Origin of the sequence: Streptomyces coacervatus (assembly GCF_029223485.1) — a bacterium.
GTDB lineage: Bacteria > Actinomycetota > Actinomycetes > Streptomycetales > Streptomycetaceae > Streptomyces > Streptomyces coacervatus.
This window is the reverse complement of sequence record NZ_JARHTP010000025.1, coordinates 101,707-115,462: the sequence shown is the minus strand read 5'-3', so window position 1 is coordinate 115,462 and position 13,756 is coordinate 101,707. Positions and strand designations below refer to the sequence as shown.

Below are 13,756 nucleotides of genomic sequence, written 5' to 3'. Positions count from 1 at the left end.
TGTCCGCAACTCCTGGCAGACTCGGACCCATGTTGGAGACCTCGGCACGACTCCTGCGCCTGCTCTCGCTCGTCCAGGCCCACCGCGAATGGTCCGGCGCCGACCTCGCCGACCGCCTCGGCGTCACCCCGCGCACCGTGCGCCGCGACGTCGACCGGCTGCGCGAGCTGGGCTACCCCGTCAACGCCAGCCCCGGCACCGGCGGCGGCTACCAGCTGGGCGCGGGCGCCGAGCTGCCGCCGCTGCTCCTTGACGACGACGAGGCGGTCGCCGTCGCCGTCGGGCTGCGCACGGCCGCCGGGCAGGGCATCGAGGGCATCGGCGAGACCTCCGTACGGGCCCTCGCCAAGCTGGAGCAGGTGCTGCCGAGCAGGCTGCGCCGCCGGGTGGGCGCCCTCAACGCCTTCACCGTGCCGATGCTGCGCGGCCCCCAGCCCTCCGCAGTCGACCCGGCGGTCCTCACCGAACTGGCCAACCTCTGCCGCGACGCCGAACGCCTGCGCTTCGAGTACAACGACCACGGTGGCACCTCCACCCGCCGTACCGTCGAACCGCACCGCCTGGTGTGCACCGAGCGCCGCTGGTATCTGGTCGCCTGGGACCTCGACCGCGACGACTGGCGTACGTTCCGCGTCGACCGCATCACCCCGAAGCCGCCGCACGGCCCGCGCTTCGCCCCGCGCACCCCGCCCGCCGAGGACCTCGCCGCGTATGTCTCCAAGGGCGTCTCCACGCGCGCGTACGCCTCACATGCCGTCATCCGGCTGCTGGTGCCCCTGGAAGAGGCCGCGGAGCGCATCTCGCCCTCGGCGGGGCAGCTGGAGGCGGACGGCCCCGACAGCTGCATCCTGCGCACCGGTGCCGCCGGCCTCGATGTGATGGTGATTCACGTGATGATGATGGGCTTCGAGTTCGAGGTGCTGGAGCCCGCCGAACTGACCGAGGCGATCACGACGGCTCGGGACCGCCTGACTCGCGCTCTGCTCCGACAGGCTCCTGAGGCTCCGCCGCGAAGTCCGGATGGTGCAGGTCGAACGCCGGGGACTCGGAGCGGACCCGGGGCAGCGTCGTGAAGTTGTGCCGCGGCGGCGGGCAGGAGGTCGCCCACTCCAGGGAGCGGCCGTAGCCCCAGGGGTCGTCGACCTCGACCTTCTCGCCGTACTTTGCGGTCTTCCAGACGTTGTAGAGAAACGGCAGTGTCGACATGCCGAGCAGGAAGGCGCCGATCGTCGAGACGGTGTTGAGGGCCGTGAAGCCGTCCGCCGCGAGATAGTCGGCGTACCGCCGTGGCATGCCCTCCGCGCCCAGCCAGTGCTGCACCAGGAACGTGGTGTGGAAGCCGACGAAGAGCGTCCAGAACTGGATCTTGCCCAGCCGCTCGTCGAGCATCTTCCCGGTGAACTTGGGCCACCAGAAGAAGAAGCCGCCGAAGATCGCGAAGACGACCGTGCCGAACACCACGTAGTGGAAGTGCGCGACGACGAAGTACGAGTCCGAGACGTGGAAGTCCAGCGGCGGCGACGCCAGGATCACCCCGGTCAGACCGCCGAACAGGAACGTCACCAGGAAGCCGCACGCCCACAGCATCGGTGTCTCGAAGGACAGCGAGCCCTTGAGCATGGTGCCGATCCAGTTGAAGAACTTCACGCCGGTGGGCACGGCGATGAGGAAGGTCATGAAGGAGAAGAACGGCAGCAGCACCGAGCCGGTGACGAACATGTGGTGCGCCCACACCACCACCGACAGACCGGTGATCGCCATCGTCGCGCCGATCAGCGTCAGATAGCCGAAGAGCGGCTTGCGGCTGAAGACCGGGAGGATCTCCGTGATGATGCCGAAGAACGGCAGCGCGATGATGTACACCTCGGGATGGCCGAAGAACCAGAACAGGTGCTGCCACAGCAGCGCCCCGCCGTTGGCCGAGTCGAAGACCTGCGCACCGAACCGCCGGTCCGCCTCCAGACACAGCAGCGCGGCCGCGAGCACCGGGAACGCCATCAGGATCAGGATCGACGTGAAGAGCGTGTTCCACACGAAGATCGGCATCCGGAACATGGTCATGCCGGGGCAGCGCATCCCGATGATGGTGGTGATGAAGTTGACCGCGCCGAGGATCGTGCCGAAGCCGGCCAGCGCCAGCCCCATGATCCACAGGTCGGGTCCGACACCGGGTGAGCGCACCGCGCTGTTCAGCGGCGCATAGGCGAACCAGCCGAAGGCGGCGGGGCCGCCGGGCACGACCAGCGAACTGAGCACGATCAGGCCGCCGAACAGGAAGAACCAGTACGACAGCATGTTCAGCCGGGGGAAGGCGACGTCGGGGGAACCGATCTGCAGGGGCATCAGTTCGTTGGCGAAGCCCGCGAAGGCCGGGGTCGCGAACAGCAGCAGCATGATCGTGCCGTGCATCGTGAACAGCTGGTTGTACTGGTTGCTGTCCATGATCTGCAGCCCGGGCCGGGCGAGTTCGGCCCGCATCAGCAACGCCATGACCCCGCCGACCAGGAAGAACAGGAACGCTGTGATCAGGTACAGGTGCCCGATCTTCTTGTGGTCGGTGGTCGTCAGCCAGTCGACGATCACCTGTCCCTGACTGGTCGGCACCGGTCGCGCCGCCGGATGCACGGTCTGGGTTCCCATCGCTCGCTCGCCCCTTCGCTCGTCGCGCCCCGGGTCCGCCGAAGCCCGCGCGCACAGGTCCGCGAGCTCACGTCATGATGCGCGCGCCGCCGCGCGCTCCGACAGAGGGCGTGCGGGGGTTCTGTGCTGGAACCGTGCATTTCCTACGCGGTGTCAGCTGCGGTGTCAGCTCTCACGAACCCGCCCGGAATCGGACCGGAAAGAAGTCCGGGGCAGTTCTCACGGCACTTTCCGACGGGCTTTTCGGAGAGCGGTCGCGACACGCGGGAATTACGTTCGATTGCCTGCGGAAGGCCTATGGAACAGGCACGGAACCGCTCGTACGTGTGACGCCGACTGCGCGGCAGTTGATGTCCCGGGAGCCGAAACACCTGTCGTGATCCTGTGACAGAAGTGTGACCGGAGGGGTATACGGGCCGCGTGGGACCGCCCCGCCTTCCCTGGCCGCCGGATGGGGCCTAGCGTGGCGGCCATGGCACCGATTCCCACTCCGCAGGCGGAGCCCCAGGACAGTCCGGACGCGTATGTCGGCCTCGATGCGGCCGGCGCCGAGCGGCGCGCGCGGGAGCGCGGATGGTCCACGGTGCGCTCGCTGCCACCGGGGGCGATCATCACGATGGAGTACCGCACGGGCCGGCTGAACTTCGAGGTGAAGGACGGCCGGGTGGTGCGGGCCTGGAAGGGCTGATACCTGACGAAGGCCCCGGTTTCCGAACGGGAACCGGGGCCTTCGTCGTGCGGGAGTGGTTGTGCGTACCGACCCCGCTGTCCGTGTGGTCAGCCGCCCAGGGGGCGGGCCGTGGAGGCCGTGGCGCCGCGCGGGATGCGGTCCGAGTGTGGCGGGCGGCGGCTGCCGACCGGGGTGACCGGAGTGCGCTCCGAGCGGGCCGTGTGCGGGCCTGGGGCCAGGTAGGCGGGCGCCCGGGCCGAGCGGGCCGCGGAGGTGACCGTCTCGCGCGCGGCGGCCTCGTCCTGAGCGGTGGCCGTGCGGGGCTTGAGCGGCACCGGAGCGCCGATTGGGGCGGCAGGTGCCGTGGCCCCCTTGCGGGCGCGCCAGCGGTCGCGCAGGTCGAAGAGGGCGATCTCGGCCTTGGCGATCCCCGGCTCGCACCAGGGGAGGGCCAGCAGGATCAGCAGGCCGGCGGCCCAGCCGAGGAGCACATCGCTCAGCCAGTGCGTACCGAGGTAGACGGTGGCCAGGCCCACGCCCAGCGCGGTCACCGCGGAGAGGGCGGACAGCCAGCGGCGGGCTCTCGGGGTGGAGGCGAGATAGGCCAGGATTCCCCAGGTCACCACGGCGTTGGCGGTGTGGCCGCTGGGGAATATATCGCCGCCCAGGCCCATCTCGTTCGAGCCGATGGTGGTCGCGTAGTGCGGGCCGAGGCGGCCCATGCCGTACTTGGCGGCGCCCACGGTGATGTTCAGCAGGAGCAGCGAGGCGCCCAGCGTCAGCAGCGGGCGCAGTGTGTGCTGCCGCCAGGAGCGCCAGCCCAGCCAGGCCGCGACCATCACCGCGGTCGGGCCGCGCTGGCCGAGGACCACGTAGTAGTCGACGAACCAGTGGATGCCCGCCCACTGCTGGTAGGGCCGGAAGAACATGACCTGCCAGTCGAAGCGGACCAGCCACGACGTGGTCACGATGAGCCACACGATCGCCAGGTAGAAGGCCAGGGTTCCGGTCAGCAACGCGACCCGGTGCCGGCTCATCTTCGGCACATCGATGTGGGCCGGCCGTTCCGGCTCCCGGTCCAGCCTGGCGAACACCCGGTCCAGACGGGTGAGGTTTCGTTCGGTACGCACCCAATCGACGTTACAGCGAGTGAGGTAAGTTCTCCGTCTCTTCAGCTGCTTTGTGATGACGATGTGATGTGGGATTCCTCTCAGGGGCGGGTTTATTTCCAAGGAATCCGCAATGTCCGGCGGCCGCTCCCTTCAATTCCTTTGATCATTCCGGGAATCAGTTTTCTGGAACTTATGAATTGGTTCACCGAATGCTGGGGCGGATTTCGCCCGGGGCTCACCGGGTCCCGGCGCGGAGCCCACCCGGTCCCGCAAGTCGATCATGGAGGGCCGGAACCGTTCAGCCAGAACGCTCCGTACACGGCCGATGCCACCGCGACACCGCCCACCACCAGTGCCGACCTGGAGGTACGCAGCCGGGACAGGGCCAGGGCAAGGGGCAGCAGCAGCGGGAAGGCCGGCAGCAGCAGCCGCGGTTTCGAGCCGAAATAGCTCGACGCGCACAGGGCGAGCGCGGTGACCACGCCCGCGTACACCAGCAGCGGGAGCGGCTGCCGCTGCCGTACGCAGACGACGTACAGCCAGACCACCCCTCCGACCCCGACGATCAGCCCGACGCCCGCGAGCGCCTCCGGAAACGACGTGAACTTGTCGGCGACGAAGCGGGCGAAGGCCAGGCCGCCGTCGAAGCCGTTGCGCCAGCCCGCCTGGACGTCCAGGTAGCCCAGCGGGCCCTTGCCGGTGTGGTGGCCGACCCACAGGACGTAGCCGACGGCGCCGAGCGGGGCCAGGAGCATGGCCAGGGCGCGTCGTACGGCGGTGGGGGCGCTCGGGGTGCCCGGGGCGCCGCCGGATGCCCTGACGCGCCGCGTGGGGCCGTCCCCGGGCGGCGCGGGAGCGCATTCGCCAGCGCGCGCGTCCGCCGTGCTCCGCTCTCGCACGAACGAGGCGATCCCGGCCGCCCACACGGCCGCGACGACCGCGAGCCCGACCGGCCGGGTCAGCCCCGCCAGCGCGGCCAGCGAGCCCGCCGTCAGCCAGCGGCCGGTCAGCACCGCGTACAGCGACCAGGCGGCGAGCGCGGTGAACAGCGACTCGCTGTACGCCATCGACTGCACGATCCCGACGGGCAGCACGGCCCACAGCAGCACGGCGAACACCCCGGCACTGCGGCCGTACACATGGTCCGCGACAGCGAAGATCCCCCAGGCCGCCGCGAGCGAGGCGAGCAGGCTGACGACGAAGCCGGCGTCGGCGTACGACAGCGGGGTCACCGCGGCGAGGCCCCGCTCCAGCCAGGGCAGCAGCGGGAAGAAGGCCAGATTCGAGTGCACATCGCCGTTCGGCAGCCGCACCTGGTAGCCGTAACCGAGGTCGGCGACCCTCGCGTACCAGAGCGCGTCCCAGCGGGCAGTGAGCAGCGTGTACGCGCTCTTGCCGCGCGCGGCGCTCCACAGGGCCAGCGTCAGCAGGCCCAGGGCGCGCACGGCCGCGTACCCGAGGAGGGCCGGGGCCGCACGGCGCAGGGCCGTGACGGTGGGTGGCGCGGCGCGCGTCGCAAGATCGGTCACGGGCTCGATTATCGACGGCCGACGGAACCGGAGGGCCCGGCTGGGCGTGGCCCAGGGGGAGGGGAGTGGCGTACGCCACACGGGTCTGTGCGAAGTCTGAGAGGTCCGCCACGTGACCTTTACACGAACTCGCGTACGCTGACGTGTCACTCGCCTTCGTTGCGCGGGCCGGAGATCACCGCTCCTCTCCGGCCGAGATCACGGGGAGTCCCCACCCCGTGTGCCCGCCGACCGCGAGGGAACATCTGGGAGGTACGTACATGTCCGGGACGACCACGGCCGCCGCTGCGCTGCGCCGCCGGGCGGCCGGGGCCGGTGCCAACCGCTGGGTCGTCCTCGTCGTCCTCTGTGTGAGCCTGCTGCTGGTCGCGGTCGACGCGACCGTGCTGCATGTGGCGGTCCCCGCCGTCACCGAGGACCTCAAGCCCGGCGCGATAGAACTGCTCTGGATCGTCGACGTCTACCCCCTCGTCTGCGCCTCGCTGCTGATCCTCTTCGGCACGCTCGGCGACCGGGTCGGCCGCAGAAGGATCCTGCTGCTCGGCTACGGCCTCTTCGGCATCGCCTCCGGCCTCGCGGCCTTCGCCCACGATCCACAGGTGCTGATCCTCGCGCGGGCGCTGCTCGGCGTCGGCGGCGCGATGATCATGCCCGCGACGCTCTCGATCCTCCGCCAGGTCTTTCCCGACCGGCGTGAGCGGGCACTCGCGATCGGCGTCTGGAGCGCGGTCGCCGCGGTCGGCGCGGCGGTCGGACCGCTCCTCGGCGGCTTCCTGCTGGAGCACTTCTGGTGGGGGTCGGTCTTCCTCGTCAACATCCCGCTGATGCTGGTCAGCCTGCCGGTGGGCCGGCTGCTGCTGCCCGAGTCGCGGGGCGCCGGCGACGGCCCCTGGGACGTGGTCGGTGCACTCATGGCCGCGGCCGGGCTGTTCGGTGTTGTGCTGGGCGTGAAGCGGCTGGGCGGCGGCGAGCCGGGCGGTTTCACCGTGGTGCCGCTGCTCGTGGGCGCGGTGCTGCTCGTCCTTTTCGTACGACGTCAGCGGCGCCGTACGCACCCGCTCGTGGACCTGGGGATGTTCGCCCGTCCCGCGTTCAGCACCGCCGTGGGCTGCATCGTGCTGGCGATGCTCGCGCTGGTGGGTCTTGAGCTGATCGCGGCGCAGTATCTGCAGCTGGTGCTGGGGCTGTCGCCGCTGGAGACGGGGCTACGACTGCTGCCGCTGACGTTCGCGGCGATGGCGGCGGGACTGGCGGGGGCGCGGCTGCTGCGCCGCTTCGGCCCGCGCCGGATGGTGTGCTTCGGGTTCTGCCTGACGGCCGGGGCCGTGGTGCTGCTGACCGTGATGGGCGGGACGGACAACGCGGGGCTGATGGTGGCCGCGTTCCTGCTGCTGGGCTTCGGCCTGGAGACGACGCTCTTCGGGGCGTACGAGTCGATGCTGAGCGAGGCTCCGCCCGCGCAGGCCGGTGGGGCGGCGGCGATCGGCGAGACCTCCTACCAACTGGGGGCGGGGATCGGTATAGCGCTGCTCGGGAGCGTGATGAACGCGGCGTACGCGCCGGGGCTGTCGTCCGTTCCCGGTGTCCCGGCGTCGGCCTCGGCCTCGGCGGGGCATTCGCTGGGCGAGGCGTACCAGGTTGCCGCACAGCTGGGCGGGCCCGTCGGGGTGGCCCTGCGGCGGGCCGCGCGGGACTCCTTTGTGCACGGGCTGCATGTGACGCTGCTGGTCAGCGCGGTGCTGTTGCTGTTGGGTGCGGTGATGGCGTTGCGGTTGCCGCGGGTCATGCACTGCGGGGAGCCTGCGGCGCCGGTGGAGCTGCCCGCGCCTCGGGAAGTTGCGGACTCCCGGGTCTCGGCCTGACTGTCCTTCCTTGTCTGCGGCGCCATCGTGGCTGGTCGCGCAGTTCCCCGCGCCCCTTTGGGGGCGTGACACTGGACGTAGGCGACACTGCACCGTAACGTCGGGCCAGAGTCCTGACTAGCGGTGCTAGTTTTTCGTGCGTGCCGGAGGGTCCTATGTCTGCGTCCTCGAAACTGCCCCCGTTTGACCCGGCCGATCCCCTCGGCATCGACGACCTGCTGGAACCCGAGGATCTGGCCGTCCGTGACACCGTGCGCGCCTGGGCGGCCGACCGCGTTCTGCCGTACATCGCCGACTGGTACGAGAAGGGTGAGCTGCCTCAGATCCGGGAGCTCGCCCGTGAACTCGGTGGCATCGGTGCCCTCGGTATGTCGCTCAGTGGGTACGGGTGTGCGGGGGCCAGCGCTGTGCAATACGGGCTTGCCTGCCTGGAGTTGGAGGCTGCCGACTCCGGGATCCGGTCCCTTGTGTCCGTGCAGGGGTCCCTTGCCATGTACGCCATCCACCGGTTCGGGAGCGAGGAGCAGAAGCAGCACTGGCTTCCTCGTATGGCCGCCGGCGAGGCCATCGGGTGCTTCGGGCTGACCGAGCCCGATCACGGGTCCGACCCCGCCTCGATGCGGACGCACGCCAAGCGGGACGGCGGCGACTGGGTCCTCAACGGGCGGAAGATGTGGATCACCAACGGGTCCGTGGCAGCCGTCGCCGTGGTGTGGGCCCAGACGGAGGACGGGATCCGCGGATTCGTCGTGCCCACCGACAGCGCCGGGTTCTCCGCGCCGGAGATCAAGCACAAGTGGTCCCTGCGGGCCAGCGTCACCAGCGAACTCGTCCTCGACGACGTACGGTTGCCCGCCGATGCCGTACTGCCGGAGGTCGTCGGCCTCAAGGGACCGCTCAGCTGTCTCTCGCACGCCCGCTACGGCATCGTGTGGGGAGCCATGGGCGCGGCCCGCAGCTGTTTCGAGGCCGCCGTCGACTATGCGAAGTCACGGGAGCAGTTCGGGCGGCCCATCGGGGGATTCCAGCTCACCCAGGCCAAACTCGCCGACATGGCGGTCGAACTGCACAAGGGGATTCTGCTCGCCCACCATCTGGGGCGGCGCATGGACGCCGGCCGCCTGCGTCCCGAGCAGGTCAGCTTCGGCAAGCTCAACAACGTACGAGAGGCGATCGAGATCTGCCGTACGTCACGGACCATCCTCGGCGCCAACGGGATCTCGCTCGAATACCCCGTCATGCGGCACGCGACCAACCTCGAGTCGGTGCTGACGTACGAAGGCACCGTCGAGATGCACCAGCTCGTACTGGGCAAGGCGCTCACCGGACTCGACGCCTTCCGGTAAACCCTGCGCGGGGGCAGGGCCGGTGAGCGGCCCTGCCTCAGCTCTGGTTGAAGAAACCGTCCGAACGGCGCTGCGCCGGCTCCCCGCTGACGATTTCCGTGTCGGCGGGCGTCAGCAGGAACACGCGGTTGGAGACGCGGTCGATCGAACCGCGCAGACCGAAGATGAGCCCCGCCGCGAAGTCGACGACGCGCTTGGCGTCGGACGCCTCCATGGCCGTCAGGTTCACGATGACCGGGACGCCCTCACGGAACAGCTCGCCGATGGCGCGGGCGTCCCGGAAGCTGTCCGGGGTCACCGTGCCGATACGACGGTCCTTCTCCTCGGCGGCCTCCGAGGCCACCTTCACCCGAGGGTCGGTGACCCAGGCATCCCCGGGCTGCTCGGTCCCTTCGGAGTAGTCGTCGTCGTAGTAACGCTCGTCATCGTTGTCGTCAACGAGGCCAAGCCAGGCACTTGCCTTGCGTACCGATCCCATGGACGCCTCCTCTCACAGCGGTCCTTCTTGCTTTCCGCATCCCTATGGTCATCCATGATGCGGTTGGCGCGCCAAGTGGATAGACGCCGCACGGGGGGTTTGTGACGGTACTGGTGCAGAGCGAATCCGTCGAGAGCCCGCGTCCCCCAAGGGTCTTGCTGTACGCGGATGCTGACTGTGAGTGAAATATGATTCTTCACGGCGTTTGGGTGACGGGTGGTGCGTTCGGGTGAACGGGACCCTGTCCGCGACTGCTGTGATGGGTGTGACGGCTGCGACTGCGGCTGCTGGTCCGGTTACCGCAGGTGTCGTATACGGAATGCGCCGTGCTCAGTGACCACCTGGCGCTTCCCGAAGATCCTGTGTCCGCGGCGTAAAAGAAGAACATGATCTGGTGACCGGTGCCCCGAAAGGTCGTTGGGCGGAAGTAGAACCATTTCCCCCTGCCCCAACTCGCCACCCACATAAGGCACTTCAGTGGACGTCACAGCAAAAGCGACCACCTCCATTCGCACCAGGCTGCTGCGGATCCTGATCCTCGCCCTTGCGGTCCTGCTGGCGCTGCTCGGCGTCGCGACCGCCCAGCAGATCTCCGCCTACCGCAACGCATCCGCCACCGACAGGAACGCACGGCTGGAGATCACCCTCCAGGGCCTGGTCCACGAGCTGCAGAAGGAGCGCGGCCTCACCACCGGATACGTGGGCGGAGTCGGGCAGTTCAAGGCCCGGCTGCCCGCCCAGCGCAAGGCCACCGACACCGCGCGCGCCGAGCTCGACAAGGCGCTGAAGGGGCGCGACGACGCGGCCGCCGGCTCCGTGCGCGAGTCCCTCGGGCGGCTCGACGGTCTCGCCGGCATCCGCAGGGACGCCGACGACGGGACCGGCGTGGTGAAGGACACCTTCGACTACTTCACCACCACGATCACCGTCCTCGACCGGCTCGACCTCGGCCTCGACGCGGTGCGCGACGGGACCCTGCGCGACGCCTACCAGGCGCTCCAAGTCCTCGGCAATGCCAAGGAGTTCACCGGCGAGGAACGCGCCATCGTGCTCGGCTCGGTGCGCGCCTCCGGCGGCAGGTTCCGCGGCGACGACTACAGCCGCTTCCTGCAGATCCGGGCCGGCCGCCAGGCCGCCCTCGCCGCCTTCCCGCGCTCGGCGACCGCCGCCCAGGAACGGCGCCTGGACGAGGCCCTGACCACTCCGGACGCGGAGCGCATGCTGGCCTACGAGAGCGTCGCCGTGCACGGCGACGGCAGGCTGGACCCGTCCGACCTCCCGCCCATGGCCTGGTGGGACACCACGACCTCCACCATCAACGGGCTGCGGGCGGTGCAGATCTCGCTCGGCGCCGACGTCGAGAACCGCGCCGCCGCACTGGAGAGCACCGCCCAGCGGGATCTGCTGCTGTTCGTGCTGCTCGCCCTCGGCACCGTCGGCGCTCTCGGTGCGCTCGCCCTCGACTGCGTACGGTCCGTCTCCGCGCCGCTCGCCGAACTTGCCCAGCAGGCACGGGAGGTGGCCGGTGAGCGACTGCCGCGCGCCGTCGCCGCCGTACAGGACGCGAGCTCCGGGGAGAGTCCCGAGCCGCCCGCCTCGCTCACCGTGACCCACAGGGCCGGCGCCGAAGTCCGGGACGTCGCCGAGGCGTTCGACCGCGTCCAGCGGGCCGCCTTCGACCTCGCGACCGAACAGGCCGTGCTGCGCCGCAACGCCACCGACTCGCTGGTCAGCCTCGGCCGCCGCAACCAGAACCTGGTACGCCGTCAGATCAGCTTCATCAACAAGCTGGAGCACGAGGACGCCGACCCGGCCACCCTCGCCAACCTCTTCGAACTGGACCACCTCGCCACGCGTATGCGTCGCAACGCCGAGAGCCTGCTGGTGCTGGCGGGCGAGGCCGGCCCCCGTCCCTGGGCCACCCCGCTGGCCGTCACCGACGTCCTGCGCGCCTCGCTCGCCGAGGTCGAGGAGTACCGCCGGGTCACCCTGCGCCGGATCGAACCCGCGCACATCAGCGGCTCCGTCGTCGCCGAAGTCGCCCATCTGCTCGCCGAGTTGATCGAGAACGCGCTGAGCTACTCACCGCCGGACTCCGACGTGGAGATCGAGGGTCGGCGCACCAGCGCCGGCTATCTCGTCGCGATCGTCGACCACGGGCTCGGCATGGACACCCAGGCGCTCGCCGAGGCGAACGTACGACTGTCCGGCACGGCCAGTTTCATGGCCGAACCGACCCGGTTCCTGGGCCACTTCGTGGTCGGCGCGCTCGCCCGCAAGTGCGGTATCGAGGTACGGCTCGGCGAAGGGCCGGCGGCCGGAGTGGTCGCCCGGGTGCTGATTCCGGTGTCGCTGCTGACGGAGGCTGCGCAGCAGCAGAGCGGGGACAAGCCGGTGGTTCCCGCTCCGCGCAAGGAGGAGCCGGCGCCCGCCGAGGAGCTCGTCACGGTCGCGGCCGAGGTGAAAGGCAGCACAGAGGTGGGCGAAAGCAAGAGCGCGGGTGGGAAAGGCAACTCTGCCGCCCGTACCCGTAACGGGCTCGTCAAGCGGCCGCAGCGCAGCGCGATTTCGGATGCCGTCAGCGAGACGGACCGGCCGGAGCGGCCGGCTCCCGCCGAGGCCACGCCCGACCGCAGCCCCGAGGAGATCTCCGGGATGCTCTCCACCCTGCGCAGCGCCCATATGCGGGGCGGGATCAGCGTGGAGAAGGAGAAGCAGAAGGGCGCCGAGCAGAAAAAGGGTGACGCCAAGTGACCGCCGTCGACGCCCATAGCGACTCGGGGACCTTCAACTGGCTGCTGGCCAACTTCGTCAAGAGCACCGACGGGGTACGGGACGCGGTCGCCGTCTCCTCCGACGGACTGCTGATCGCCGTGTCCGACGGGCTCGGGCGGACCGAGGCCGACCATCTCTCCGCGATCGTCTCGGGGCTCAGCAGCCTGGCGCGCAGCGCGTCCAAGCGGTACGGCTTCGACGGGGTCAAGCTCATCATGATCGAGATGGGACGGGGTTTCCTGCTCGTCTCCGCGATCCGCGACGGCAGCTGTCTCGGGGTTCTGGCCGACAGCAGTGGTGAACTGGGGCTCGTCGGCTACGAGATGGCGGTACTCGCCGAGCGGGCGGGCGATCTGCTCACGCCGACCCTCATCGCCGATCTGCGGCAGGCGTTGCCGCGATGAACGGCGAAGAGCCCATGGACGTAGAGCCTGTTGAGGACACGACGTTCATCCGGCCGTTCATCATCACCGGCGGCCGGGCCGAGCCGCTCCGGGCCGGCCTGCGGCTGGAGACGCTGGTCGTCGCCGTCGGCGTGCCCGACGAGTCGCTGACGTTCGAGCGCCGGCACATCGTCGCGGTGTGCGAGCAGCCGACGACGGTTGCGGAGGTGGCGTCGCGGGTCGGTGTCCCGCTGGGCGTCGCCAAGGTGCTCGTGTCCGACCTCGTCGTCGCCGGCCGGCTCGACTGCCGGGAACCCGAGGAGCTGCCACTCCAGATGCTCGAAAGGATCAGGGATCATGTCCGGGCGCTCTGACAGGATCGTGCCGCTCGCCGTGAAGATCGTGGTGAGCGGCGGACTCGGCGTCGGCAAGACCACGTTCATCGGGGCGATCTCGGAGATCGAACCGCTGGACACGGAGGCCGCGATGACGCAGGTTTCCGTGGGGGTCGACTCGCTCGAAGGGGTCGAGTCGAAGACGACCACGACCGTTGCGCTGGATTTCGGGCGGATCACTCTTGATCCGACGATCGCGCTGTATCTGTTCGGGACGCCCGGGCAGGATCGGTTCTCGTTCTTGTGGGACGACCTGGTGGAGGGGGCACTGGGGACGGTTGTCCTCGCGGACACCCGGCGGATCGAGGAGTGTTTTCCGGCCGTTGATTACTTCGAGTCGCAGGGGGCGCCTTTTGTCCTTGCGGTGAATCGCTTTGACGGTGCGGAGCGGTTTGAACTGGAGGAAGTTCGGGAGGCGTTGGGGTTGGGTGGGGATGTGCCGGTGGTGGAGTGTGACGCTCGGGAGCGGGGGTCTGTGCGGGATGTTCTGGGGGCGTTGATGGATCGGGTGATTGGTGTGCGGGGGGCTGCGCCTAAGAGGCGGGTGGCTTTGGTGCGTTAGCGTG

At 69.6% G+C, this 13,756-nt stretch carries 11 protein-coding genes and 1 pseudogene; 8 read left to right on the top strand and 4 right to left on the bottom strand.

Annotated features, from left to right (window positions below):
- Positions 1 to 29 precede the first annotated feature (29 nt).
- Complete coding sequence (locus P2Q00_RS43630; protein ID WP_275780331.1) at positions 30 to 1,073, top strand: helix-turn-helix transcriptional regulator; 1,044 nt, start codon at positions 30 to 32, stop codon at positions 1,071 to 1,073.
- Here P2Q00_RS43630 and ctaD read toward each other — a convergent pair.
- A pseudogene (gene ctaD / locus P2Q00_RS43625) lies at positions 1,072 to 2,640 on the bottom strand (aa3-type cytochrome oxidase subunit I); the annotation flags it as partial. The gene P2Q00_RS43630 and the pseudogene ctaD overlap by 2 nt on opposite strands.
- Before the next feature lie 472 nt (positions 2,641 to 3,112).
- Between ctaD and P2Q00_RS43620 the strand changes: the two are divergent.
- Positions 3,113 to 3,328, top strand: coding sequence for an I78 family peptidase inhibitor (locus tag P2Q00_RS43620; RefSeq protein ID WP_275780330.1), 216 nt, complete (start codon positions 3,113 to 3,115; stop codon positions 3,326 to 3,328).
- Positions 3,329 to 3,417: 89 nt separating this feature from the next.
- Here P2Q00_RS43620 and P2Q00_RS43615 read toward each other — a convergent pair whose 3' ends face one another.
- Both P2Q00_RS43615 and P2Q00_RS43610 read right to left on the bottom strand, forming a co-directional pair.
- The gene (locus P2Q00_RS43615; protein ID WP_275780329.1) at positions 3,418 to 4,440 is read right to left on the bottom strand and encodes a phosphatase PAP2 family protein; all 1,023 of its coding nucleotides are present in this window, start codon (positions 4,438 to 4,440) and stop codon (positions 3,418 to 3,420) included.
- 260 nt (positions 4,441 to 4,700) lie between these two features.
- Entirely contained in the window at positions 4,701 to 5,951 is a 1,251-nt protein-coding gene (locus P2Q00_RS43610; RefSeq protein ID WP_275780328.1) for a putative hexosyltransferase, read from the bottom strand.
- Between the two features lie 260 nt (positions 5,952 to 6,211).
- Here P2Q00_RS43610 and P2Q00_RS43605 point away from each other — a divergent pair, with 260 nt between their 5' ends.
- Together P2Q00_RS43605 and P2Q00_RS43600 are read left to right on the top strand one after the other, a co-directional pair.
- Complete coding sequence (locus P2Q00_RS43605; RefSeq protein ID WP_275780327.1) at positions 6,212 to 7,813, top strand: MFS transporter; 1,602 nt, start codon at positions 6,212 to 6,214, stop codon at positions 7,811 to 7,813.
- A 155-nt stretch (positions 7,814 to 7,968) separates the two neighbouring features.
- A complete protein-coding gene (locus P2Q00_RS43600) occupies positions 7,969 to 9,159 on the top strand; it encodes an acyl-CoA dehydrogenase family protein (RefSeq protein WP_275780326.1) in 1,191 nt (396 codons plus the stop codon).
- Between the two features lie 37 nt (positions 9,160 to 9,196).
- Here P2Q00_RS43600 and P2Q00_RS43595 read toward each other — a convergent pair whose 3' ends face one another.
- Positions 9,197 to 9,637, bottom strand: a complete 441-nt coding sequence (locus P2Q00_RS43595; protein ID WP_275780325.1) for a cell division protein SepF — start codon at positions 9,635 to 9,637, stop codon at positions 9,197 to 9,199.
- A 477-nt stretch (positions 9,638 to 10,114) separates the two neighbouring features.
- Between P2Q00_RS43595 and P2Q00_RS43590 the strand changes: the two genes are divergently transcribed.
- The 4 genes from P2Q00_RS43590 to P2Q00_RS43575 are packed head-to-tail and all read left to right on the top strand — an operon-like array spanning position 10,115 to position 13,752.
- The gene (locus tag P2Q00_RS43590; protein WP_275780324.1) at positions 10,115 to 12,391 is read left to right on the top strand and encodes a sensor histidine kinase; all 2,277 of its coding nucleotides are present in this window, start codon (positions 10,115 to 10,117) and stop codon (positions 12,389 to 12,391) included.
- A complete protein-coding gene (locus P2Q00_RS43585; RefSeq protein WP_275780323.1) occupies positions 12,388 to 12,816 on the top strand; it encodes a roadblock/LC7 domain-containing protein in 429 nt (142 codons plus the stop codon). Before P2Q00_RS43590 ends, P2Q00_RS43585 begins: the two co-directional genes overlap by 4 nt.
- Positions 12,813 to 13,169, top strand: a complete 357-nt coding sequence (locus P2Q00_RS43580; protein ID WP_275780322.1) for a DUF742 domain-containing protein — start codon at positions 12,813 to 12,815, stop codon at positions 13,167 to 13,169. Before P2Q00_RS43585 ends, P2Q00_RS43580 begins: the two co-directional genes overlap by 4 nt.
- Positions 13,153 to 13,752 (top strand): GTP-binding protein, encoded by a 600-nt coding sequence (locus P2Q00_RS43575; protein ID WP_275780321.1) that lies wholly within the window; start codon positions 13,153 to 13,155, stop codon positions 13,750 to 13,752. The genes P2Q00_RS43580 and P2Q00_RS43575 overlap by 17 nt, the downstream gene beginning before the upstream one ends.
- Positions 13,753 to 13,756 lie beyond the last annotated feature (4 nt).

What these genes read in the sequence shown, in the direction of transcription:
- P2Q00_RS43620 (WP_275780330.1), top strand. Translation starts at nt 3,113, where the DNA reads ATGGCACCGATTCCCACTCCGCAGGCGGAGCCCCAGGACAGTCCGGAC.
- P2Q00_RS43580 (WP_275780322.1), top strand. Translation starts at nt 12,813, where the DNA reads ATGAACGGCGAAGAGCCCATGGACGTAGAGCCTGTTGAGGACACGACG.
- P2Q00_RS43630 (WP_275780331.1), top strand. Translation starts at nt 30, where the DNA reads ATGTTGGAGACCTCGGCACGACTCCTGCGCCTGCTCTCGCTCGTCCAG.
- P2Q00_RS43600 (WP_275780326.1), top strand. Translation starts at nt 7,969, where the DNA reads ATGTCTGCGTCCTCGAAACTGCCCCCGTTTGACCCGGCCGATCCCCTC.
- P2Q00_RS43595 (WP_275780325.1), bottom strand. Translation starts at nt 9,637, where the DNA reads ATGGGATCGGTACGCAAGGCAAGTGCCTGGCTTGGCCTCGTTGACGAC.
- P2Q00_RS43605 (WP_275780327.1), top strand. Translation starts at nt 6,212, where the DNA reads ATGTCCGGGACGACCACGGCCGCCGCTGCGCTGCGCCGCCGGGCGGCC.
- P2Q00_RS43575 (WP_275780321.1), top strand. Translation starts at nt 13,153, where the DNA reads ATGTCCGGGCGCTCTGACAGGATCGTGCCGCTCGCCGTGAAGATCGTG.